Here is a 22,369-nt window from a genome sequence, read left to right on the forward strand (position 1 = left end):
GCATGGCAATAGATCAGCCGGCCCTGCTGACCGACGCCTCGAGGGGGCTCACCAGCGAAGAGGTCGCCCAGCGGGTGGCCGCGGGCCAGACCAACACGGTCTCGACGAAGACCAGCCGGACCACCGGCGAGATCATCCGTGCGAACGTCTTCACCCGGATCAACGCGATCTACGGTGTGCTCTTCGTGCTCATCCTGTCGACGGGGTATTTCATCGACGGGCTGTTCGGCGGACTGATCATCGTCAACAGCGCGGTCGGCATCATCCAGGAGCTCCGGGCGAAACGGACCCTGGAACGGCTCGCGATCGTCGGACAGGCGAAGCCGACCGTCCGCCGTGACGGCCAGAGCGCCGAGATCGCCCCGGAAGACGTCGTACTCGGGGACCTCGTCGAACTGGGGCCCGGCGACAAGATCGTCGTCGACGGCCCGGCGCTGACGGCCGACGCGCTGGAGGTCGACGAGTCGCTGCTGACCGGTGAATCCGATCCGGTGGTCAAGCAGCCCGGTGACAAGGTGCTCTCCGGCAGCTTCGTCGTCGCGGGCAGCGGCACCTACCGCGCGGACATCATCGGCGACGAGTCCTACGCGGCGAAACTGGCCGCGGAGGCCAGCAAGTTCACCCTGGTGAAGTCGGAGCTGCGCCAAGGCATCGACAAGATCCTCAAGTTCATCACGTACCTGCTGATCCCGGCGGGCGCGCTGACCATCTACAACCAGCTCGCGGGCGACCAGGCGTGGCCGGACGCGTTGCGCGGCATGGTCGCGGCGCTCGTGCCGATGGTGCCCGAGGGCCTGGTGCTGATGACCAGTGTCGCGCTGGCGGTCGGCGTCATCCGGCTGGGCAAGCGCCAGTGCCTGGTGCAGGAACTCCCGGCCATCGAGGGCCTCGCCCGGGTCGACGTGGTGTGCGCGGACAAGACCGGCACGCTCACCGAGAACGCGATGCGGCTTTCCGACGTCCGCGAGATCACCCCGGGCCACCCGGTGGACGACGCGCTGGCCGCGCTCGCGGCCGCGGATCCTCGTCCGAACGCGAGCCTGCAGGCGATCGCCGAGGCGTACCGGACCGATCCGGGCTGGCGCGTTTCCACGACGATGCCGTTCTCCTCGGCGCGTAAGTGGAGCGGTGCGTCGTTCGGCGGCGACGGCGACTGGGTGCTCGGCGCGGCCGACGTCCTGCTGCCCGAGGGGGAACACCGGGCGGAAGCCGAGAAGATCGGCTCGCGCGGCCTGCGTGTCCTGTTGCTGGGCCGTGCCGAACGGGCCGTCGACGCGGCCGAGGGCCCCGGTGACATCGAACCGGTCGCGCTCGTGGTGCTGGAACAGAAGGTCCGCCCCGACGCGAAGGACACTTTGGACTTCTTCGCGCACCAGAACGTCGCGGTCAAGGTCATCTCCGGCGACAACGCGATCTCGGTGGGCGCCGTCGCGGGCACCCTGGACCTGCCGGGCGCGGACAAGCCCGTCGACGCGCGAAAGCTGCCGGATGACGCCGAAAAGCTGGCCGACACCGTGGAGGATCGCGCCGTCTTCGGCCGTGTGACGCCGCTGCAGAAACGCGCGATGGTCGGTGCGCTGCAGTCGAAGGGGCACACCGTCGCGATGACCGGTGACGGCGTGAACGACGTCCTCGCGCTGAAGGACGCGGACATCGGCGTCGCGATGGGCGCCGGCAGCCCGGCCACCCGCGCGGTCGCGCAGATCGTGCTGCTGGACGACAAGTTCGCCACCCTGCCGCATGTCGTCGCCGAGGGGCGGCGGGTGATCGGCAACATCGAGCGCGTCTCGAACCTGTTCCTCACCAAGACGGTCTACTCGGTACTGCTGGCGCTGATGGTCGGCATCGCGCAGGTGCCGTTCCCGTTCCTGCCGAGGCACATCACGATCACGGCGTGGTTCACGATCGGCCTGCCCGCCTTCGTGCTCTCGCTGGCGCCGAACAACGAACGCGCCCGCACCGGTTTCGTCGGCCGGGTGATGCGGATGGCCGTGCCGGCCGGGCTGGTCATCGCCACCGCGACGTTCGTGAGCTATCTGCTGGTGTACAAGGGATCCGGTCAGTCCGAACTGGACAAGATCCAGGCGGGGACGACCGCGCTGATCACGCTGATCACGATCGCGCTGTGGGTGCTCGGGATCGTCGCGCGGCCGTACCGCTGGTGGAAGATCCTGCTGATCGGCGGGATGGTCGTGCTGACCCTCGCGCTGTTCCTGATCCCGTTCACGCAGAAGTTCTTCGCGCTGGACCCGAGCGTGAGCGCGTACACGCTGTCGGCCTTCGCCTGCGCCGGGGTGGGGATCGTGCTGGTGGAGATCGCCTGGTGGGCCGGGCGGTATCTGGTCAAGCGCCAGGACGCCTGACCGCCGCTCCCGCAAGTGTCATGAAAGGGCCGTTCAGGACATCTTTCGTCCTGAACGGCCCTTTCATGACATCCGGCACCGCAGCGCCCCGAAATACGTGAAGGCCCCCTTCACCGCGCTAGACGCAGTGAAGGGGGCCTTCACGTACTGAAATCAGGCCGCCGGGGTGAACAACAGCGCCGTGTTGTGCCCGCCGAAGCCGAACGAGTTGCTGATCGCCGCGCTCAGCTCCACCTTGCGAGCCTCACCGGAGACGACGTCGAGCTGCACCTTCGGGTCCAGGTTCTCCAGGTTCAGCGTCGCCGGGATGAGCCCGTGGTAGATCGCCAGGATCGTGGCGATGCCCTCGACCGCGCCCGCGCCGCCGACCAGGTGGCCGAGCGCGCCCTTGGGAGCGGTCACCACGACGTGCTCGCCGATGGCGTTGCGGATCGCCGCGGCCTCGCCGACGTCGCCGACGACCGTCGAGGTCGCGTGCGCGTTGACGTGGCCGACGTCGGTCGGGGAGACCCCGGCCATCGTCATCGCCTGCCGCATGGCGGCGATCTGGCCGACGCCCTCCGGGTGGTTGCCCGTGATGTGGTAGGCGTCCGAGGTGATCCCGTACCCGCTCAGCTGCGCGTAGATCCGCGCGTTACGGGCCTTGGCCCGGTCCGCCCGCTCCAGGATCACGACACCGGAGCCCTCGCCGAGGACGAAACCATCACGGTTCACGTCGAACGGCCTGGACGCCTTCGCCGGGTCGTCGTTGCGGGTGGACACCGTCCGCGCCTGGGCGAAACCGGCGAGGGTGATCGGGTGGATGCACGATTCGGCACCACCGGCGATCACGACGTCGGCACGACCCGAACGGATCATCTCGTAGCCGGCGGCGATGCCTTCCGCGCCCGACGCGCAGGCCGAAGCGGGCGAGTGCACACCGGCACGTGCCTTCAGGTCGATCCCGACGTGAGCGGCGGGGCCGTTCGGCATCAGCATCGGCACGGTCAGCGGGGAGACCTTGCGGAGTCCCTGCTTGTGCAGAAGGTCGTTCTGGGAGATCAGGGTGACCGGACCGCCGACACCGGTACCGATGGTCACCCCGAGGCGCTCGGGTTCCACATCCTGATGCTCGTCGGTCGGCTGCTCGAAACCCGCGTCCGCCCAAGCCTGGCGGGCGGCGATGAGCGCCACCTGCTCACAGCGGTCCAGCCGCCGGGCCTGAACCCGCGGCAGGACTTCGGACGGGTCGACGGCGAGCATGGCGCCGATCTTCACCGGCAGTTCGAGTTCGTCGACCCAGTCGGCTTCGATGCGGCGGATCCCGCTCGCCCCGGCGAGCAGGCCGTCCCACGTGGACGCGACGTCCCCGCCGAGCGGCGTGGTCGCGCCCATCCCGGTGATCACGACGTCGTTGTTGCTCATTGGAGTCTCCCCAAGGTCGGCGCCAATCAAGAAGTCGGACTTACTTGGAGTTGGCCGACACGTAGTTCACCGCGTCGCCAACGGTCTTCAGGTTCGCCAGCTCGTCGTCCGGGATCTTGACGCCGAACTTGTCCTCGGCCTGGACAGCGATCTCCACCATGGACAGCGAGTCGATGTCGAGGTCGTCCACGAAGGACTTCTCGGCGGTCACGTCGTCCTGCGCCACACCGGCGACCTCTTCGACGATCTCGGCGAGGCCGGCGAGGATCTCTGCGTTGTCTGCCACTGGTTGTTCCCTTCTCGGTGATGCTTTCGGCTGCCCCGCGGACACGGTGCCCGCGGGGGAAGTATTCATCACGGGCAGACGAAGGCCTGGCCCGCGTAGGAGAGTCCGGCCCCGAAGCCCACGGCGAGCACGACGTCGCCCTGTTTCACGGTGCCGGCCTTGCGCATGTGGTCCAGCGCGAGCGGAATCGACGCGGACGAGGTGTTGCCCGAGTACTTGATGTCGTCGGCGACGACCATGTCCTCGCGGGCGCCCTTGGCGCGCAGCTTCTTGGCGATGGCCTCGACGATGCGCAGGTTGGCCTGGTGCGGGATCAGGACGTCCACATCGGACGGTTCGAGCCCGGCCAGTTCCAGCGCCTGCAAGGCGATCGGCGCGATCTGGGTGGTCGCCCAGCGGAAGACCGACTGGCCCTCCTGGTAGATCCACTTGTCGTCGCGCATGTAGATCAGGTCGACGTGCTCGCCCGCGCTACCCCAGGCGACCGGGCCGATCTGCGGGGTGTCGGCCGCGCCGATCACCGCCGCGCCGGCGCCGTCGGCGAAGATGATCGCGTTCGCGCGGTCGACCGGGTCGACGTGGTCGGTGAGCTTCTCGGCACCGATGACGAGCGCCTTCTTCGCGCTGCCCGCCCGGATGAGGTCCGAAGCGACGCCGATGCCGTAACAGAATCCGGCGCAGGCGGCGTTGAGGTCGAACGCGGCCGGATGCGTGATGCCGATCCGGTCGGCCACCTGCGCGGCGGCGTTCGGGATCTGGGTGGGCATCGTGCAGTTGGGCAGGATGACCGTGTCCACTTCGGACGGGTCCACACCGGCGTCGGCCAGCGCGGCGGTGCCCGCCTTGACCGCCATGTCGACCAGCGACTCGTCCTTCTCGGCGAACCGGCGCTCGACGATGCCGACCCGCTCGCGGATCCACTGGTCGTTGGTGTCCATGATCTTCGAGAGATCGTCGTTGGTCACGATCTTCTCGGGCTGGAAGCTCCCGACACCGAGGATGCGGGTCCCGGCGGCGCCCGGCGCCTGCCGCAAAGTGGATCGGTCGGTCACGAAGCGTCCTCCTGCCCCTGAAGCTTCGCCAGCTCGGCAGGCGTCTTCAGAGCGATCGTGGTGGTCACGGTTCCCTTGAGCTGCCGCTTGACCAGCCCGGTCAGCGTGCCCGCCGGCGGAAGTTCGAGCGTCGAGGTGACACCCGCGGTGACCAGACCGTCCATGGTCAGATCCCAGCGAACCGGGCTCGTGACCTGCTTGACCAGCCGGTCGAGGTACTCGGCCCCGCTGGTGACGACCTGGCCGTCGGCGTTCGACAGCAGCGGACGCGTCGGGTCCGCCGGGGTGATCTTCGCAGCGTGGGCGGCCAGCGCTTCACGCGCGGGTGCCATGTAGGAGGTGTGGAACGCGCCCGCGACCTTGAGCGCGCGGACCTTGGTGCCCTCCAGCGGCTCGGCCACGATCTTCTCGATCGCGTCGGCGGCGCCGGAGGCGACGATCTGGCCGGCGCCGTTGCGGTTCGCCGCGGCGAGGCCATGGCCCTCGAGCCACGCGACGACCTGCTCCGGGTCGCCGAGCATGACCGCGGCCATGCTCGTGGGCTCCAGCGCGCACGCCTTCGCCATCTCGGCGCCGCGGACGGCGGCCAGCGCGACGGCGTCTTCGGAGCTCAGCACGCCGGCGATGGCGGCGGCCGCCAGTTCGCCGACGGAGTGACCGGCGACCGGCGCGTCCGCGGCGACCGGGGCCTCGCGCTGAAGGTGCTCGAAGGCCAGCAGTGACAGCGCCACGATCAGCGGCTGCGTGATCGCGGTGTCCTGGATCTCTTCGGCGTCCGCTTCGGTGCCGAGGCGGACGAGGTCGAGACCGGCCCGCTCGGACCAGGCTTCGACGCGCGCGCGGGCGCCGTCGAGCTCGAGCCAAGGGGTGAGCATGCCTGGGGCTTGGGAACCCTGACCGGGGGCGAGGACTGCAACTGTCACCCCATTAGAGAACACTCTCGGCCACCATGGTCGTGATGCCGACGCTCACCAAGTCCGGCCGACGTAATTGTCGGAACCCTCCAAAAGCGTCTTCCTGATCTCCGCGCTTAACCCAAAAGCCTTGTCGGGTTCAACCAGCTTTCCCTATGAAGTCCGTCACTGCGCAGAGTTACCAACCGGTTCGGGTCACCGTGGTCGTGAGTGGCGATTCGGGTTCTAACCCGAATCGCCACTCACGACCAACCGGACACGGTCACCAGAGGCCGCGGGCACGGGCCAGCCGCCCGACCGTCAGCGCCACCTTCAGCACCCAGGCGTCCCGCGATTCGGCGGCGTGGCGGCCGGTCAGTTCCGCCGCCTTCCGCAGCCGGTACCGGACGGTGTTCGGATGCACGAACAGCGTCCGCGCACAGGTCTCCAGGACACCGCCACTGTCGAGGTAGGTCTCCACCGTCCGCAGCAAGGCCGGGCCCGCTTCTTCGAGCGGTCGCGCGATCTGCTCCACGAGCAGCCGTTCGGCCTCGGGGTCGCCGGACAACGCGCGTTCGGGCAACAGGTCGATCGATCTCGCGGGCCGGGGCGCGCCGGGCCAGCCGACGACGGCGCGCAGGCCGGAGAGCGCTTCGGTCGCGCTGTGGTGCGCTTCGGCGAGGGTGGGCACCGTCGGGCCGGCGACGACCGGTCCGTCGGCGAAGGCGACCGACAGCTTGGCGAGGATCTCGCGGTCCTTGACGCTGCCGTCGGTGGGACCGGCGACCACCACGACCAGCCGGGATCCCTGCACCGAAAGCAGCACGGGGCGCCCGACCCTGGCGGCGCGGCTGCGGACCTCGAACACGACGGCGGGCGGGTCGTCCGACGTCGGGGTGCCGACCACCGCGGTGGCGGGCGCGGCAGGATCCCAGCCGAGCGCGGCGGCCCGGGAGAGCACCGCCTCCTCGGCGTCGCCGCGGACGATGCCGTCGACGACCAGCGCCTCCAGCCGCGCGTCCCACGCGCCGCGCGCCTCGGCGGCGGCCGCGTAGGAGTTGGCGGCGGCGAACGCGATCTCCCTGCCGTAGCGCAGGATCCCTTCGATCAGCGCGGCGCGTTCGGCCTCGTTCGCGGCGAATTCCGGCAGTTGCTCCTCGAACACCTCGATCGCCAGCCGTACCATGCCGACCGCCTGCCGCAGGCTCACCCAGCGGGACAGTTCGGCGGGCGCTTCGCGGAAGGCCTCGGTGGTGAGGGAGAGCGCCTCCTTGGCGTCGCGGAGCCAGTCGACGAAACCGGCGGCACCCGCCTGGGTGATCAGCAGGACGCTCGCGCGCTGGTCGGCGGGGAGGCGGGCGAACCAGCTCAGCCGCTCTTCCATCACCGCCACGCTCGCGCTCGCGAGCCGGCCGGAGGCGTGCTCGAGCCGCCGGAGGGTCTTGGCGGACAGCCCGTGGTGCTTGGGGACACGCCGTCCGGAAGTCGCATCAGCCATGGTCAGCCGATCCTAGTCCGGTGGGCAAAGGGGGCGTGGTCCTGCGGTCTCCCGGCTCTTCTGTCCGAAGTGGATGGTCAAGAGCGAGAAATTGCGAAATGTGTTCGCATAAAACTCGAGGCCGCCCGGCGCTCGCGTTTTTCGCTGCGCCGGACGGCCTCGTCTCCCCGGTCCCCACCGGTAGGACAAGTATGGGACTTGTCGATCTTTTCCCGCTAGCTCACTCACTCGATCGTGGGTCGCCGAGTTGCCGGTGCGGTGCTCGTGATCAACGATCCCTCGCAAGCCGCACCGGTGTTGGGCGCGGATGCGCAGAGGAGGGAGTTCGCCGTGGGCGAGCAGCTGAAAGACGGTCTGGGACAAGCATGGAACCTTGTCGCCACCTTCGTGCCGAAATTGATCGGTTTCCTGATCATCCTGCTGATCGGCTGGTTGATCGCGAAAGCCGTGTCGAAGGCATTGGGACTGGTTCTGTCGAAGATCGGTTTCGGCAAGCTCATCGAGAAGACCGGGCTCACCGGAACGCTCAAACAGGCGAATGTCGACGCGGGCGGGATCCTCGTCAAACTCGTGTACTACTTCATTCTCCTGATCGCGCTGCAGCTCGCGTTCGGCGTATTCGGTGAGAGCAATCCGGTCAGCGCGCTGCTCAACGACATCATCGCGTTCCTGCCGCGGATCCTGGTGGCGCTGGTGCTGGTGATCGTCGCGGCAGCCGTGGCGAAGGTCGTCCGCGACCTGGTGACCGGAGCCCTGTCGACCCGGCCCGCGGGACGGCTGCTCGGCACCATCGCCTACTGGATGATCATGGCGTTCGGCATCATCGCCGCGCTCGGCCAGGTGAACATCGCGACCGCGATCACCGGACCGGTCCTGATCACCGTGCTCGCCACCATCGGCGGCGTGATCGTCGTCGGCTTCGGCGGCGGCCTGATCAAGCCGGCGCAGGACCGCTGGCAGGGCTGGCTGGCCAATCTGCAGGGGCAGCTGGAGGCGGGTGACGCCAAGCGGGAGGTCCGTTCGGAGCCGCCGACTTCGCCCGTGGGCATCGGTCGCGTAGATTCCTGAGCATCCCGCGGGCCCGGTGATCGAGGAAGGCACCGGGCCCGCGCGGAGTCGAAGGGGCCCATCGCCGCGGAACACGCGGTGAGGGGCCCTTTCGCGTCTCCTCAGCGCCCCTCGAGCCGGCCGCCTGTTCCGCACCTCACACTCACTGGGGAATGGGGCCGGAACGGAGCATGTTGGAGCGGTAGACGGAGAGGGGTGCGGACGTGGACTTCCTGCTGCACAACGGTGTCACGGTGCTCGGACAATGGATCTCCTTCGCCGAGCTGGCGGGGCAGATCTTCGCGCTCGCCGTGGTCTTCCTGGCGCAACGCCGCACGTTGTGGACGTGGCCGGTCCAGGTCGGGGCCACCGTGCTGTTGTTCTCGGTCTACGTCTCCGCGCATCTCGGCGGGCTCGCGACCAGGCAGATCGCGATCCTCGCCATCTCGATCTACGGCTGGTGGGCCTGGTCCCGCCGCAGCGACCCGGTCTACGGCGTCGTCGTCCGCAAGGGCCGTCTCGGCGAGCGTCTGGCGATGGCCGGCGCGTTCGCGATCGGCACCACCGCGATGGCGCTGGTCCTCGACGCGCTGGACGCCTCGTGGGCGCCTTGGCCGGACGCCGCGATCTTCGTCGGCACGCTGGTGGCCTTCGCCGCGCAGGGCGCGGGTCTCGTCGAGTTCTGGCTGGTGTGGCTGGTCGTCGACGCGATCGGCGTACCGCTGCAGCTCTCGTCGGGCCTGTACTTCTCGGCGGCGGTGTACATCGTGTTCGCCGGCTTGGTCGTGCACGGCTGGTGGAGCTGGAACCGGACGGCGAAGCAGGTCCGCACCGCTCCTTCCGGAGTCACGACGGCCTCCGCCTGACCGCGTTTCGTCCTCTGAACGCGGTAGTCGGCGATACGAACCACCGCATTCAGAGGACGAAACGCGCGGGGGTCAGCGCATGGTGGCGTGTGACGGCTTGAGGTCGGCCAGGGTGCGGACACCCAGCAGCTGCATCGTCCGGACCATCTCGGCGCGCAGGATGTCCACGCACCGCTGAACGCCGCGCTCGCCCCCGGCCATCAGGCCGTAGAGGAACGCGCGCCCGATGAGCACCGCGTCCGCGCCGCGCGCGATGGCGGCCACGATGTCACCGCCGGACAGGATGCCGGTGTCGACCCACACCTCGGCGTCGCCCTGGATCTCGTCCAGCACCGCGGGCAGCAGCTCGATCGGCGTCGGCGCGCGGTCGAGCTGGCGGCCGCCGTGGTTGGACAGCAGGACCGCGTCGGCGCCGTGCTTGACCACGTCACGCGCGTCGTCGACGTTCTGGATCCCCTTGACCACGAGCTTGCCCGGCCAGGTCTGGCGGACCCAGTCGAGGTCGTCGAAGTTCAGGGTCGGGTCGAAGAGCTGGTTGAGCAGCTCGGCGACCGTGCCGTCGAACTGGCTCAGCGACGCGAAGGTCAGCGGCTCGGTGGTCAGCAGGTTGAACCACCACGCCGGATGCATCGCGCCGTCGACGAAGGTCTTGAGGGTGAGCGCGGGCGGGATGGTCAGCCCGTTGCGGACGTCGCGCAGCCGCGCGCCCGCGACCGGGGTGTCCACTGTCAGCATGAGCGTGTCGAAGCCGGCGGCCCAGGCGCGATTCATCAGATCTTCACCCGCCTTGTGGTCGCGCCAGACGTAGAGCTGGAACCACTTGCGGGCCTCCGGGGCGGCCGCGGCGAGGTCTTCGATGGACGTCGTCGCCATCGTCGACAGCCCCATCGGGATGCCGTTGCGCTGCGCGACGCGGGCCACCGCGGACTCGCCCTCGTGGTTCATCATCCGCGTGAACCCGGTCGGCGCGAACGCGAACGGCAGCTCCGAACGCTTGCCGAGGATCTCCTTGCCCGTGTCCACATCGGACACACCGCGCAGGACGTTCGGGTGGAATTCCACGCTGCGGAAGGCCTGCCGGGCGCGGCGGAGGCTGTCTTCCAGCTCCGCGGCGCCGTCGGTGTAGTCGAACGCCGCGCGCGGCGTCCGCTTGCGGGCGAGCATCCGCAGGTCGGCGATCGTGTGCGCGCCCGCCAGCCGCCGTTCGGTCGGGTTGAGCACGATCGGCTTCGGCCGCAGGATCTGCTTCAGCTCACTCGGCTTCGGCAGTCGACGCTTGGTCACACTCGCTCACCCTTTCCGCAAACATCCGATGTCTCACCCTAGCTCGTCCGGTCCCGGACGCAATGAACGGTCCGTTCCTTGCAGATTTCGCAAGGAACGGACCGTTCATGGCAGTGCTAGGCGCTGCCGGAGTCCGACAACTGCGGACCCGCGGCGGCGACGTCGTCGAGACGGTACTTGCGCGCCGCCTCCGCCGCCTTCGACCGGTCGATCTCGCCGCGCTTGGCCAGCGCGCTCAGCGTGCCGACCACGATCGACTGGGCGTCGACCAGGAACTTCCGCCGGGCGGCGGGACGGGTGTCGGAGAACCCGAACCCGTCGGTGCCCAGCGTCAGCATGTCGGTCGGCACCCAGGGGCGGATGAGGTCCGGCACGGCCCGCATCCAGTCCGAGACCGCGACGACCGGCCCGTTCGCGCCGGACAGCTTCTGCGTGATGTACGGCACACGCGGGGAGTCGCCCGGGTGGAGCAGGTTGTCGTGGTCGACCTCGACGGCCTCGCGCCGCAGCTCGGTCCACGACGTCGCCGACCACACGGCCGCGCGTACGCCCCACTCCTCGGCCAGCATCTGCTGGGCCCGCAGCGCGTCCGGCATGGTGACACCGGAGACCAGGATCTGCGCCTCCGGGCCGTCGCCCGACGGGGCGTCCGCGTACTTGTAGAGACCCTTGAGCAGGCCGTCGACGTCGAGGTTCTCGGGCTCGGCGGGCTGCTGGTAGGGCTCGTTGTAGATCGTCATGTAGTAGAAGATGTTCTCGCCGTTGCCGTCCGGCCCGGTCTCGCCGTACATCCGGCGAAGACCGTCCCGCACGATGTGGGCGATCTCGAACGACCACGCCGCGTCGTAGGCCACGACGGCCGGGTTGGTCGCCGCCAGCAGCAGCGAGTGCCCGTCGGCGTGCTGGAGGCCCTCACCGGTCAGCGTGGTGCGGCCGGCGGTGGCGCCGAGCACGAAACCGCGGGCCATCTGGTCCGCCGCCGCGTAGAGGCCGTCACCGGTCCGCTGGAACCCGAACATCGAGTAGAAGATGTAGATCGGGATCATCGGCTCGCCGTGCGTGGCGTACGAGGTGCCGACGGCGGTGAACGACGCGGTCGAGCCCGCCTCGTTGATGCCCTCGTGCAGGATGACGCCCTTTTCGGACTCCTTGTAGGCCAGCATCAGGCTCGCGTCGACCGACGTGTACGTCTGGCCGTGCGGGTTGTAGATCTTGGCCGTCGGGAACATCGAGTCGAGACCGAAGGTGCGCGCCTCGTCCGGGATGATCGGGACGATCCGCTTACCGATCTCGGAGTCCTTCGCCAGCTCGCGGACGAGCCGGACGAACGCCATCGTGGTGGCGACCTCCTGCTTGCCCGAGCCCTTGCGGATGCCTTCGTAGACCTTGTCGCCGGGCAGCACGAGGGCCTTCGAGGCCTTCGGGCGGCGCTCCGGCAAGAACCCGCCGAGCGCGCGGCGGCGGCCGATCATGTACTCGATCTCCGGCGATTCCTTGCCGGGGTGGTAGTACGGCGGCAGCTTCGGGTCGCGCTCGAGCTCCTCGTCGCTGATCGGGATGCGCTGGGCGTCCCGGAACAGCTTGAGGTCGTCGAGGGTGAGCTTCTTCATCTGGTGCGTGGCGTTGCGGCCCTCGAAGGACGGCCCGAGGCCGTAACCCTTGATGGTGTGGGCCAGGATCACCGTCGGCTGGCCGTGGTGCTCCAGCGACGACTTGTAGGCCGCGTAGACCTTGCGGTAGTCGTGCCCGCCGCGCTTGAGGTTCCAGACGTCGGCGTCGGTGAGGTCCTTGACCAGTTCCTTGGTCCGCGGGTCGCGGCCGAAGAAGTGCTCGCGGACGAAGGCGCCGTCGTTGGCCTTGTAGGTCTGGAAGTCGCCGTCCGGCGTGGTGTTCATCAGGTTGACCAGGGCGCCGTCACGGTCGGCGTGCAGCAGCGAGTCCCACTCGCGGCCCCAGATGACCTTGATGACGTTCCAGCCGGCGCCGCGGAAGTACGACTCCAGCTCCTGGATGATCTTGCCGTTGCCGCGCACCGGGCCGTCGAGCCGCTGCAGGTTGCAGTTGATCACGAAGGTCAGGTTGTCGAGGCCCTCGCTCGCGGCCACGTGGATGAGGCCGCGCGATTCCGGCTCGTCCATCTCGCCGTCGCCGAGGAACGCCCAGACGTGCTGGTCGCTGGTGTCCTTGATGCCGCGGTCACGCAGGTAGCGGTTGAATCGCGCCTGGTAGATCGCGTTCATCGGGCCGAGGCCCATGGACACGGTCGGGTTCTCCCAGAACTCCGGCATCAGCCGCGGGTGCGGGTACGACGGCAGGCCGCCGCCCTCGCCGGCGTGCGAGAACTCCTGGCGGAAGCCGTCCAGCTGGTTCTCGGTCAGCCTGCCCTCGAGGAACGCGCGGGCGTAGATGCCGGGGGAGGCGTGGCCCTGGATGAAGATCTGGTCGCCGCCGCCCGAGTGGTCCTTGCCGCGGAAGAAGTGGTTGAAGCCCACTTCGTACAGCGCCGCGGACGAGCCGTAGGTCGAGATGTGCCCGCCGACGCCGACGCCGGGACGCTGCGCGCGGTGCACCATGATCGCGGCGTTCCACCGGATGTAGGCGCGGTACCGGCGCTCGATCTCCTCGTCACCGGGGAACCAAGGTTCGTTCTCGGTGGGGATGGTGTTGACGTAGTCCGTCGACGTCAGCGCCGGGACGCCGACGTGGCGTTCCCTGGCCCGCTCGAGGATGCGCAGCATCAGGTACCGGGCGCGCTGCTGACCACCCCTGGCCAGCGCCTCGTCGAAGGAGTCCAGCCATTCGGCGGTCTCCTCCGGGTCGATGTCGGGCAGGTGCGCCGCCAATCCGTCACGGATGACGCGGACGCGTGCCGGGGTCTCCTTGCCGGAGGCGCCGTCGTTCTGCGGGGCCAAGGGGTCTCCTTGCGAAAGGTGGTAGCTGGTTGTGCTCGTACGCGGGCGTGTTCGCCGTCCATCGTCGTCCTCCGGTTCCGTTCGCGTCACCGCTACTGATCGGTAACGTTCGCGGACCCGATTGCGACACGCCTCGCACGCGCCTGTACTCGCGCGCGCGTTTTCTCTCCCACCCTAAAGCAGGCCGTTCGGAGGTGCCCAGGCGCGCCCGAATTGACCCCGTGAGAGTGGGCTGAATGTCCGTACGCCGCGACACGAGTTGTTCAAGATCCGGTGTGGACGGTTGCGCGGAACGCTTCACCAGTGTTCGCTAACGGGCATCGTGTACCCGAGTGTGGTGCCCGCCCGGTCGATGAGGCCGGCGCGACACCACGCTCCGTCGTAGTTGGAGGAGTGACAGCAGTGGTCGCCGCGGGAGACGCTGATCAGAGCAGCGTCGCCGAAAGGCTCGGGATCAAGCCGGACATGGTGGTCCAGGAGATCGGCTGGGACGAGGACGTCGACGACGACCTTCGTGCGGCGATCGAGGAACAGATCGGCGGCGACATCCTCGACGAGGACGCCGACGAGGTCATCGACGTGGTGCTGCTGTGGTGGCGCGAAGACGACGGTGATCTCGGTGACACGCTGATCGAGGTCCGGACTCCCCTGAACGAGAACGGCGTGATCTGGGTGCTGACCCCGAAGACGGGCCAGCCAGGGCATGTCGAGCCGAGTGACATCGCCGAGGCGGTGCCGCAGGTCGGACTGGCCCAGACGGCCAACATCAGTGTCGGCCCCAAGTGGGCGGGCACCCGGCTGGTTTCGCCGAAGTCGTCCAAGACCAAGCGGTGACTTCTCCAGGCGCGCGATCGACACGATAGGGTTGTCGTCGCAGGCCCCTGTTCGCTCTTGAGAGGAAACCGCCGGTATGGCCGTCGAGGTCGGATCGCAAGCCCCGGACTTCACGCTCAACGACTACAACAAGCAGTCCGTGACGCTGTCGTCCTTCAAGGGCGAGAAGCCGGTCCTGCTCGTGTTCTACCCGTTCGCGTTCAGTGGCATCTGCACCGGTGAGCTGTGCCAGCTCCGCGACGAGTTCGCGGACTACGACGGCCAGGGCGTCCAGGTGATCGGCGTGTCCGTGGACACCCCGTTCTCGCTCAAGGCGTGGGCCGAGCAGGAGGGCTACCAGTTCCCGCTGCTTTCGGACTTCTGGCCGCACGGTGAGGTCGCGAAGGCCTACGGCGTCTTCAACGAGGCGGCCGGCCTGGCCACCCGCGGCACCTTCCTGATCGACAAGGACGGCGTCGTGCGGTTCGCCGAGGTCAACCAGCCCGGCGAGGCGCGCGACCAGCAGGCGTGGAAGAAGGCCGTGGCCTCGCTGGCCTGAGTCTTCACGGTGGCACCCGTGCGCGGGTGCCACCTCCCGGGCGCATAGCTCAGCGGGAGAGCACTCGGTTTACACCCGAGCGGTCGTAGGTTCGATCCCTACTGCGCCCACCGAAAACCCGGCGACACCCCGCTCGCGCGGGACTACCTTGAGCCGGATGCACGACCTCACCTGGCGGCCACTGCGGCCCGAGGACGCCCAGGCGTCGGCCGACCTTCTCAACGCGATGGAGACCGTCGACGGGATCGGCGAGAACTACACGGCGGAGGACACCCTCCAGGAGCTGGTCGACCCATACGCGGACCTGGAACGGGCGAGCCTCGCCGCCTTCGACGGCGACGTGATGGCCGGCTACATGAAGATCCGCTTCAAGCCGTCCGCGGAGGAGATCCATCGGGTCTTCCTCGACGGGGGAGTCCACCCCGCGTATCGACGGCGGGGGATCGGCGGCGCGCTCGTCGACGCGGGGGTGGCGGCGGCGAAGGTGGTACACGCGTTGCACCACCCGGACGCGAAACTCGTGGTCGACGTCAATCGGCCGGAGCGCATCGCCGGGCTGGCCGAGCTCGTCCGGTCGCGGGGGTTCGTGCCGGTGCGCTACTTCCAGCGGATGGAGCACTCGCTCTCGGAGTTGGATGCTTCGGCGATCCCCGACGGGTTCACGGTCGAGCCGTGGTCGGAGCGGAACGACGAGGACTTTCGAGCGGTCCGGAACGCGGCGTACCGGGATTGCTGGGGCGCGGTGCCGATGCCCGCCGATCTCTGGCGGAACAAGATCGTCAACCAGACCTTCCAGCCCGAGGCCAGCTTCCTGCTTCGGGAGGAGGGCGTCGCGGTCGGGATGCTGGTGACCATGTGGTGGGAGGCCGACACGGAGGCCACCGGCGTCCGCGACGCGCATTTCATGGCGATCGGGACGCTTCGGGAGTACCGGCGGCGGGGTGTGGCGAGCGCGCTGATGGGGCACGCGCTGAGGGCCGTCGCCGGGCAGGGCTACGACCGCGCGAGTTTGAACGTGGACTCGGCGGATCCGGCGGGGGCGTTCGGGGTGTTCGAGAAGGCGGGTTTCGTGCCGACGATGCGGTACGTGCGCTGGGCGCTCGAAGCCTGACGCAGTTAGTCGACTAAACGCGCGCAAGACACGTGAAGGCCTCCTTCACTCGGCTCAGCCGAGGGAAGGAGGCCTTCACGCACCCCCAACACCTGTGGAACGTCTTCGGTTTTCGGCGGTCTGGTCTGCCCCCTCGGCAGGCCAGACCGCCGGTGCGCCGCGCCGCGGGTGGCGAACTTTCGGCTGCACAAGACAGGAGACGGTCGGGACTGCCCAGATACATCAAGATCGGCGGCCATTGGAGTGATCCGGGCCGCGAGGGGCGATCACGGTGAGCGACTAGGCGCGGATCAGCCGGTTCGCCAGGGTCGACATCGTGTAGGCGCCGATGCCCATGACGACTTCGAGGGCGTTCCGTTCGGTGTATCCGTGCCCGAAGAAGGTCCGCAGGGTCTCGTCGTCGACGGCGCCCGCGGTTTCGAGCACCGCCACCGTGAACTGCCGGATGGCTTCCAGCCGTTCATCGGGGACGGGCTGCTGCGAGCGAAGCGCCGCGATGACGTCGTCGTCCGCGTGATGTCCCTTCAGCTTGCCCGTGTGGATCTCGACGCACACCTCGCAGCCGTTGCGGGTCGCCACGGTCATCACGACCGTTTCCCGTGCGAGCGGGTCGAGTGTGGTCCGTTCGAAGCTCGCGCTGAGCTTCAGGAAGCCGTCGAGCAGTTCGGGAGACGACGCCTGCCGGGCGACGGCGGTGGGGAGGTGCCCGAACTTCCGGATGGTCGCTTCCATGGCGCGACGCGAGCCTTCGGGGGCGGTTTCGACGGTGTGATCGGTGAACAAGGTTTCCCCTTAAGATGGTCAACGTGGTTGACGAAAAGGTAAACCAGGTTGTCGAATCTGGCAAGCAGGTTCGCGAAACTCCCGGCTTCGAGCTGCCGCTGCTGCTGTTCGCGGGCTTCCGCTCGATCATCGACCGGCTGCACGCCGAACTCGCCGAACAAGGACATCCGGACGTCCGCCCGGTCTACGGCTTCGCCATGCAGGCGATCGGCCGCGAAGGCGCGACGGCGAGCGAGATCGGGCGGCGGCTCGGGGTCAGCAAGCAGGCGGCGGGCAAGACCGTCGACAAACTGGAGCAGCTCGGCTACGTCGCGCGCGTCGACGACCCGGCCGACGCGCGGCGCAAGGTCGTACGGCTCACCGGCCGCGGGTTCGACTCACTCGGCCGGTCGGCGGCGATCTTCGAGGAGTTGCGCAAGGAGTGGGCAGGCACGTTGGGTATCGACAGGGTCCGCGAGCTCGAAGCCGACCTTCGCACGATGGTGCCCTCAGGCGGCTTCCGCCTCGATGTCGCCAGCTGGTTCGGCGCCTAGAACGGGCAGCCGGGATTCGGCGCGTCCTGCGAGAGCGGGCTCCCGTGTGGCAGCACGTAGAGCACCTCCAGCACCACCGGTGTCGTCCCGAGGTTCCGTCCGATGTGGACGGTGTCGCTCGGCTCGGTGAAGACGGCGCCCTTCCGGTACAGGCCGTCGAGCCCGCAGTCGGCCGAGTTGTGCGTCAGCGTGCCCGCTTTCACGTACGCGTACAGCTTTCCGTCGTGATAGTGCCAGCCGGTGTAGCCGCCGGGCTGGATGACGACCTCGCGCAGCACGTAGTCGGTGTTCCCGACCGTCCGCTGCTCGAAGATCGTCCCGGTCACCCCGGATCCGGGAGTCGCCCCGGCCGTCGCGGGGACGGCGAGCGCGAGGACGAGGGTGGCGAGCAGCGTGGTCACGGACCGCAGGCGCATGAACGAACGGTACCGCGATCGGCACTGCCCGAAAGGGCCGTTCATTACGCCCGAAGCGTCCGCCGCAGCATCTTGCCGCTCTCCGTCCGCGGCAGCCGGTCCCGGAAGTCGAACCGGCGCGGAGTCTTGAACCCGGCGAGCTCGGCCCGGCAGTGCGCTTCGAGCCGTTCCGCCAGCGCGGGATCCCCGGTGACGCCCTCGACCGGCTGCACGACGGCGACGACCCGTTGGCCCCACTCGGGATCCGGCTCGCCGATCACCGCGACGTCGGCGACGTCGGGATGGCTCAGCAACCGCGCTTCGATCTCGGCCGGATAGATGTTCACGCCACCGGAAAGGATGAGATCCGTCCGCCGGTCACACAGGAACACCCGCCCCTCGGCGTCGAGATAGCCGACGTCCCCGACGGTCACGAACTCCCCGGATCGCGCGGCGGCCGTCTTGCCCGGATCGCCGTGATAGTCGAATTTCGTGTGCGCGGAACTGAAATAGAGCATCCCGGCCTCGCCCGTGGGGAGCTCGCGGCCGTCGTCGTCGAGAACCTCGACCCGCACTCCGTCCAGCGGCTTGCCGACAGTGCCCGGTGCGGCGAGCCATTCGCGCGCGTGCACCGCCGTGATCAGGCCCTCGGACGCGCCGTAGTACTCGTGGACGACCGGTCCCAGCCAGGCGAGCATCCGCTCCTTGACCTCACGGGGGCACGGCGCGGCACCGTGGATCACCGACGTCAGGCTCGACAGGTCGTGGCGCGCACGCACGTTCTCGGGCAGTCGCAGCAGGCGGTGGAACATCGTGGGCACCAAATGCGTACTCGTCACGCGGTGCTTTTCGGTGAGCCGCAGCGTTTCCGCGGCGTCGAACCGGTCCATCAGGACGAGCGTGTGCCCGAGATGCAGGGTCGCGGTCGAGAACATCCCGGGCGCCGCGTGGTAGAGCGGGCAGGCGACGAGGTGCACGCCGTGCCCCGGCCGGACGTCCAGGCGTTCGAGGGTGTGCGCGTGGATCGGGTGCAGTGCGGGCGGTTGCCCGGAAAGGGCGCGCCGGACGCCTTTGGGGCGCCCCGTGGTCCCGGACGTGTAGAGCATCGTCTGGCCGGCGGTCCGCCGCTCCGGCGTGGTCGTGGGCAGGTCCGTTCCCCAAGCCGCGTAGTCGGCCCAGCCGGATGTCCCGCCGCGCGAAAACCGGTGCAGGCCGGACAGTTCCGCGGTGCACGTCGCCGCGATGTCCGCGTCCGCGACGGCGACCTTGGCGCCGCTGTCGGCCGCGATGTAGGCGATCTCGGCGGGTGAGGACCGGTGGTTGACCGGCGTGAAGTACATCCCCGCCTGCAGGGTCGCCAGCAGGAGCTCGTAGTAGGTGAGTCCATTGTGGATGATCGCTACGACACCGTCGCCCTCGCCGAGACCGAGCGCCCGCAAGGCGTGGGTCAGCTGATTCGCCCGCGCCGAAAGCTCGCCGAAGGTGGTCTCGCGGCCGTCGACGTCGATCACCGCGACGCGGCCAGGGTCCTGGGCGGCGACTTCGTAGAAGGTGCTCATCCCGGGCTCCTCAGGGATTCGAGATGCCGCCGGAGCACCGCGCGCATCAGCTCCGGCGAAGTCCGGCCCGCCGACACCGCGAGCCCGTCCAGCAGCGCGGCGAGCCGCTCGGTCTCGACGTTCAAGTCGACGTCGCCGAGCAGGCCACCTGCTTCGTTCGCGCCCTCGAGCACCCGGCGGACGAGGAACCGGACTCCCTCGTACATGCGCTTGGCCTCCTCCGCGAGGTCGGGCCGGTTCTTCGCGGCGGCCGAGAACGCCAGCCAGACGTCGGCCTCGGCCCGAGTCTGCTCGGTGAGCGGAAGTAGTTCGCCGAGGAACGCCTCGGTGGCTTCCTGACGCCGTGGGCGTGGTGTCGCGGGGTCGAGCAGAACGGGGATGTGCCCCGCCAGCCGCGCCTCCAGCCGGTCCCCGAGCGCGCGCATGGCGAACACGATCAGTTCGTCGTGGCCGCCGAAGTAATGCCGCACCGAACCGATCGCGAGACCGGCCTCCTCGGCCACGCTCCTGAGTGACGCCTGCGCGAGGCCGTCCCGCTGGATCACCCGGAAGACGGCTTCGGCTATCTCCAGGCGGCGGGCTTCCGGGTCGACGATCTTGGGCACGTTGTCTTTATAGCACGACCTTGCTATTTTATTTGGCACAGTCATGCTACAAAGGGGGAGTTCATGCGGACCTGGTTGCTGATCGCGCTGGTGGTCGCCGCGGTGATCGTGCTCATCGTGCGCAGGCTGCGCGGCGAGCCGCTGGTGGCCCGGGAGGTGTTCGGGGCCCCGGTGATCCTGCTCGGGATCGGCGTCTACGGCTTGGTCAAACTCGAGATCTTCACTTTGACCGACGGTCTCTGGCTCGCGCTGGGGTCCGCGGTCGGATGCGGTCTCGGCGCGGTGCGTGCCACCACCACGAAACTGTTCGAGCGCGACGGCGTGCTGTGGCTGCGCTACACCGGCTGGACGTTCGGCGTCTGGATGCTGTCGCTGCTGGTGAACTTCGGGATCGGGTTCCTGGCCACCACGGCGGGGGCGCATCCCGACGCGCGGCCGGTGACGCTGTCGATCGGCGTCAGCCTGCTGGGGGAGGCGCTGGTGATCGCCAAGCGCGCGAAGACGACGGGGCTGCCGTACGCCCCGCCGTCCGATTCGCTGCTTTCCCGCCGTTAGGCCAGTTTCCCGACTTCGCCGACGAGGAGCGCGATGTCGTCTTCGGTGTTGAAGTAGTGCACCGAAGACCGGACCATCGGCGGCAGTCCGCGCTCGGCGAAGTCGAACTGGGCGGACGTCGCCTCGGTGACGCTGACGTTGATCTTCGCCGCGGCCAGACGCTGTTTCACTTCCTGCGACGGCGTTTTCGCCACACTGAACGTGACGATCCCGCACTGCCACACACCCTGGTCGTGGACACGGACGCCAGGGATCTCGCGGAGCGCGTCACGCAGTTTCGCCGCGAGCGCGGCGACGCGGGCTTCGATGGCGGGCATGCCCCATTCGAGGGCATAGTCGATGGCCGCGCCGAGACCGTGCAGGGCGGCGTGATCGCGTTCCCAGACCTCGAACATCTTCGCCGTCGGATCGACTTCGTAGCTTTCGGGCGTCGTCCACGCCGCCGAATGAAGATCGAGCATCGCCGGCTCGACGCGTTCCCGCAGCCGCGGGTGCGCGTACAGGAATCCGGTGCCCCGCGGTCCGCGCAGGTACTTGCGGCCGGTCACGCTGAGCGCGTCGCAGTTCAGGCGCGCGACGTCGAGGTCGATCTGGCCGGCGCTCTGGCACGCGTCCAGCAGGAACGGGATTCCGGCCGCCCTGGCCACCGCGCCGATCTCCTCGGCCGGGTTCACCAGCCCGCCCTGGGTCGGCACGTGCGAGACGGCGATCAGCTTGACGTCGCCGTCGATGCGGCGCTCGAGGTCCTCGACGTCCAGTTGCCCGGACTCGTCGTTGTCGACCACCTCCACGACGGCGCCCGTGCGCTTCGCGATCTGCAGGAAGGAGATGACGTTGCTCGCGTACTCGGATTTCGCCGTCAGGATCCGGTCTCCGGCGGCGAACGGCAGCGCGTAGAAGATCGCCTGCCACGAGCGGGTCGCGTTGTCGGTCAGGGCGATGTCGGTGGGGTCGGCACCGACGAGCCGGGCGGCCGACGCGTAGACGCCGTTCATTCGCTCCACGGTCGCCGCGGCCTGCTCGTATCCGCCGATCAGGGCCTCTTCGCGCAGATAGTCGACGACGGTGTCGGTCACCCGTGCGGGCGGCAGCGACGATCCGGCGTTGTTGAGATGGACCACCTCCGCACAGCCCGGGGTTTCGGTGCGAGCGCGGTGCACATCGAAGTCCGTCATGCCTAACTGAATACAGTACGGCCGAAGTGCATGCAATACTGCACCGATGACGAGGAACCTGCTCCGCCGCGACCTCGCGGAGGAGATCACCGCTCGCGTGCTCGACGGCCGGATCGCCGCGGACAGCCGCATCAACGAGGTGCACCTCGCTCGCGAGCTGGGCGTCAGCCGCACCCCGTTGCGCGAGGCGCTGATCGGGCTGGCCGATCGCGGCCTGCTCGTCTCGGCGCCGAACCGGGGTTTCCTCGTGCCGCCGTTCGATCCGGAGGAGGCCCGGCAGCTGTACCCGCTCGTCGCGGAGCTGGAATCGCTCGCGTTGCGCTGGAGTTCGCCGCAGGACCTCGCCGGGCTCACCGGCGGCCTGGACCGGATCGCCGACGAGATGGCCGAGGAGCTCGGGCGACAGGGTGATCTGTCCACTTTGGATGATCGATGGCACGCGCTGCTCGTCTCGCGGTGCACGAATCCGCATCTGCTGCGGTTGCTGGAACAGACGAAGCCGCTGCTGAAACGCTACGACGCGCGCTATTTCGGTGGCGTCGAGCGTTCGAGGGAGAGTATCGACGAGCACCGCCGGATCGCCGAGGCGATCCGCGCCGCGGACCTCGACGCGGCTGTCGGGCTGCTCGGGCGGAACTGGGTGAAAACGTTGGCATATTTGGAAGACATGGGGTGA

Annotated in this window: 21 protein-coding genes and 1 tRNA gene; 10 read left to right on the plus strand and 12 right to left on the minus strand. The window is 68.7% G+C overall.

Annotated features, from left to right (window positions below; genetic code table 11):
* Positions 1-2: 2 nt before the first annotated feature.
* Positions 3-2,363, plus strand: coding sequence for a cation-translocating P-type ATPase (locus tag ED92_RS25145; protein ID WP_200882744.1), 2,361 nt, complete (start codon positions 3-5; stop codon positions 2,361-2,363).
* A gap of 153 nt (positions 2,364-2,516) precedes the next feature.
* On the opposite strand, the gene ED92_RS25150 is transcribed toward ED92_RS25145, so the two are convergent.
* The 5 genes from ED92_RS25150 to ED92_RS25170 form a co-directional block, all read right to left on the minus strand.
* Positions 2,517-3,767, minus strand: a complete 1,251-nt coding sequence (locus tag ED92_RS25150) for a beta-ketoacyl synthase (protein WP_037342398.1) — start codon at positions 3,765-3,767, stop codon at positions 2,517-2,519.
* A 40-nt stretch (positions 3,768-3,807) separates the two neighbouring features.
* Positions 3,808-4,053 (minus strand): acyl carrier protein, encoded by a 246-nt coding sequence (locus ED92_RS25155; RefSeq protein ID WP_004559006.1) that lies wholly within the window; start codon positions 4,051-4,053, stop codon positions 3,808-3,810.
* Between the two features lie 68 nt (positions 4,054-4,121).
* Complete coding sequence (locus tag ED92_RS25160) at positions 4,122-5,105, minus strand: beta-ketoacyl-ACP synthase III (RefSeq protein ID WP_037342399.1); 984 nt, start codon at positions 5,103-5,105, stop codon at positions 4,122-4,124.
* Complete coding sequence (locus ED92_RS25165; protein ID WP_255355371.1) at positions 5,102-6,028, minus strand: ACP S-malonyltransferase; 927 nt, start codon at positions 6,026-6,028, stop codon at positions 5,102-5,104. The genes ED92_RS25160 and ED92_RS25165 overlap by 4 nt, the downstream gene beginning before the upstream one ends.
* A gap of 253 nt (positions 6,029-6,281) precedes the next feature.
* Entirely contained in the window at positions 6,282-7,496 is a 1,215-nt protein-coding gene (locus ED92_RS25170) for a CdaR family transcriptional regulator (protein WP_037342401.1), read from the minus strand.
* Positions 7,497-7,826: 330 nt separating this feature from the next.
* Between ED92_RS25170 and ED92_RS25175 the strand changes: the two genes are divergently transcribed.
* Positions 7,827-8,564, plus strand: a complete 738-nt coding sequence (locus tag ED92_RS25175) for a hypothetical protein (protein WP_037342658.1) — start codon at positions 7,827-7,829, stop codon at positions 8,562-8,564.
* A gap of 203 nt (positions 8,565-8,767) precedes the next feature.
* Complete coding sequence (locus ED92_RS25180) at positions 8,768-9,409, plus strand: nicotinamide mononucleotide transporter family protein (protein ID WP_037342402.1); 642 nt, start codon at positions 8,768-8,770, stop codon at positions 9,407-9,409.
* 72 nt (positions 9,410-9,481) lie between these two features.
* Here ED92_RS25180 and ED92_RS25185 read toward each other — a convergent pair whose 3' ends face one another.
* Both ED92_RS25185 and aceE read right to left on the minus strand, forming a co-directional pair.
* Positions 9,482-10,693: an alpha-hydroxy acid oxidase gene (locus ED92_RS25185; protein WP_037342403.1), complete on the minus strand. Its 1,212-nt coding sequence runs from the start codon at positions 10,691-10,693 to the stop codon at positions 9,482-9,484.
* 116 nt (positions 10,694-10,809) lie between these two features.
* A complete protein-coding gene (aceE, locus tag ED92_RS25190; protein ID WP_037342404.1) occupies positions 10,810-13,605 on the minus strand; it encodes a pyruvate dehydrogenase (acetyl-transferring), homodimeric type in 2,796 nt (931 codons plus the stop codon).
* 402 nt (positions 13,606-14,007) lie between these two features.
* Here aceE and ED92_RS25195 point away from each other — a divergent pair, with 402 nt between their 5' ends.
* From ED92_RS25195 to ED92_RS25210, 4 genes are all read left to right on the plus strand, one after another.
* On the plus strand, positions 14,008-14,439 hold the full coding sequence (locus tag ED92_RS25195; protein WP_037342405.1) for a DUF3052 domain-containing protein: 432 nt from the start codon (positions 14,008-14,010) through the stop codon (positions 14,437-14,439).
* A gap of 76 nt (positions 14,440-14,515) precedes the next feature.
* Positions 14,516-14,977 (plus strand): peroxiredoxin, encoded by a 462-nt coding sequence (locus ED92_RS25200; RefSeq protein WP_037342406.1) that lies wholly within the window; start codon positions 14,516-14,518, stop codon positions 14,975-14,977.
* A 38-nt stretch (positions 14,978-15,015) separates the two neighbouring features.
* Positions 15,016-15,087, plus strand: a tRNA-Val gene (locus tag ED92_RS25205).
* 47 nt (positions 15,088-15,134) lie between these two features.
* On the plus strand, positions 15,135-16,088 hold the full coding sequence (locus ED92_RS25210; RefSeq protein WP_037342407.1) for a GNAT family N-acetyltransferase: 954 nt from the start codon (positions 15,135-15,137) through the stop codon (positions 16,086-16,088).
* A gap of 279 nt (positions 16,089-16,367) precedes the next feature.
* Here the strand turns inward: ED92_RS25210 and ED92_RS25215 are convergent, their stop codons facing one another.
* Positions 16,368-16,871 carry a carboxymuconolactone decarboxylase family protein gene (locus ED92_RS25215; protein WP_037342408.1) on the minus strand — a complete coding sequence of 168 codons (504 nt, stop codon included), beginning with the start codon at positions 16,869-16,871 and terminating at the stop codon, positions 16,368-16,370.
* 14 nt (positions 16,872-16,885) lie between these two features.
* Here ED92_RS25215 and ED92_RS25220 point away from each other — a divergent pair, with 14 nt between their 5' ends.
* Positions 16,886-17,404 carry a MarR family winged helix-turn-helix transcriptional regulator gene (locus tag ED92_RS25220; RefSeq protein ID WP_037342409.1) on the plus strand — a complete coding sequence of 173 codons (519 nt, stop codon included), beginning with the start codon at positions 16,886-16,888 and terminating at the stop codon, positions 17,402-17,404.
* Here ED92_RS25220 and ED92_RS25225 read toward each other — a convergent pair.
* Genes ED92_RS25225 through ED92_RS25235 form a run of 3 tightly spaced genes read right to left on the minus strand, consistent with a single transcriptional unit; the run spans position 17,401 to position 19,963 of the window.
* Positions 17,401-17,820, minus strand: a complete 420-nt coding sequence (locus tag ED92_RS25225; protein ID WP_037342659.1) for a cupin domain-containing protein — start codon at positions 17,818-17,820, stop codon at positions 17,401-17,403. The two genes, ED92_RS25220 and ED92_RS25225, sit on opposite strands and share 4 nt — an antisense overlap.
* A 44-nt stretch (positions 17,821-17,864) precedes the next feature.
* Positions 17,865-19,358, minus strand: coding sequence for an AMP-binding protein (locus ED92_RS25230; RefSeq protein WP_037342410.1), 1,494 nt, complete (start codon positions 19,356-19,358; stop codon positions 17,865-17,867).
* Complete coding sequence (locus ED92_RS25235) at positions 19,355-19,963, minus strand: TetR/AcrR family transcriptional regulator (RefSeq protein WP_037342411.1); 609 nt, start codon at positions 19,961-19,963, stop codon at positions 19,355-19,357. Before ED92_RS25235 ends, ED92_RS25230 begins: the two co-directional genes overlap by 4 nt.
* A gap of 63 nt (positions 19,964-20,026) precedes the next feature.
* Here ED92_RS25235 and ED92_RS25240 point away from each other — a divergent pair, with 63 nt between their 5' ends.
* Positions 20,027-20,518 (plus strand): hypothetical protein, encoded by a 492-nt coding sequence (locus ED92_RS25240; RefSeq protein ID WP_037342412.1) that lies wholly within the window; start codon positions 20,027-20,029, stop codon positions 20,516-20,518.
* Here the strand turns inward: ED92_RS25240 and ED92_RS25245 are convergent.
* Entirely contained in the window at positions 20,515-21,693 is a 1,179-nt protein-coding gene (locus ED92_RS25245) for an aminotransferase class V-fold PLP-dependent enzyme (protein ID WP_037342413.1), read from the minus strand. The genes ED92_RS25240 and ED92_RS25245 overlap by 4 nt on opposite strands.
* Positions 21,694-21,739: 46 nt before the next feature.
* Between ED92_RS25245 and ED92_RS25250 the strand changes: the two genes are divergently transcribed.
* Positions 21,740-22,369, plus strand: a complete 630-nt coding sequence (locus tag ED92_RS25250) for a GntR family transcriptional regulator (RefSeq protein WP_037342414.1) — start codon at positions 21,740-21,742, stop codon at positions 22,367-22,369.

The organism is Amycolatopsis sp. MJM2582 (genome assembly GCF_000754115.1).
Classification (GTDB): Bacteria; Actinomycetota; Actinomycetes; order Mycobacteriales; family Pseudonocardiaceae; genus Amycolatopsis; species Amycolatopsis japonica.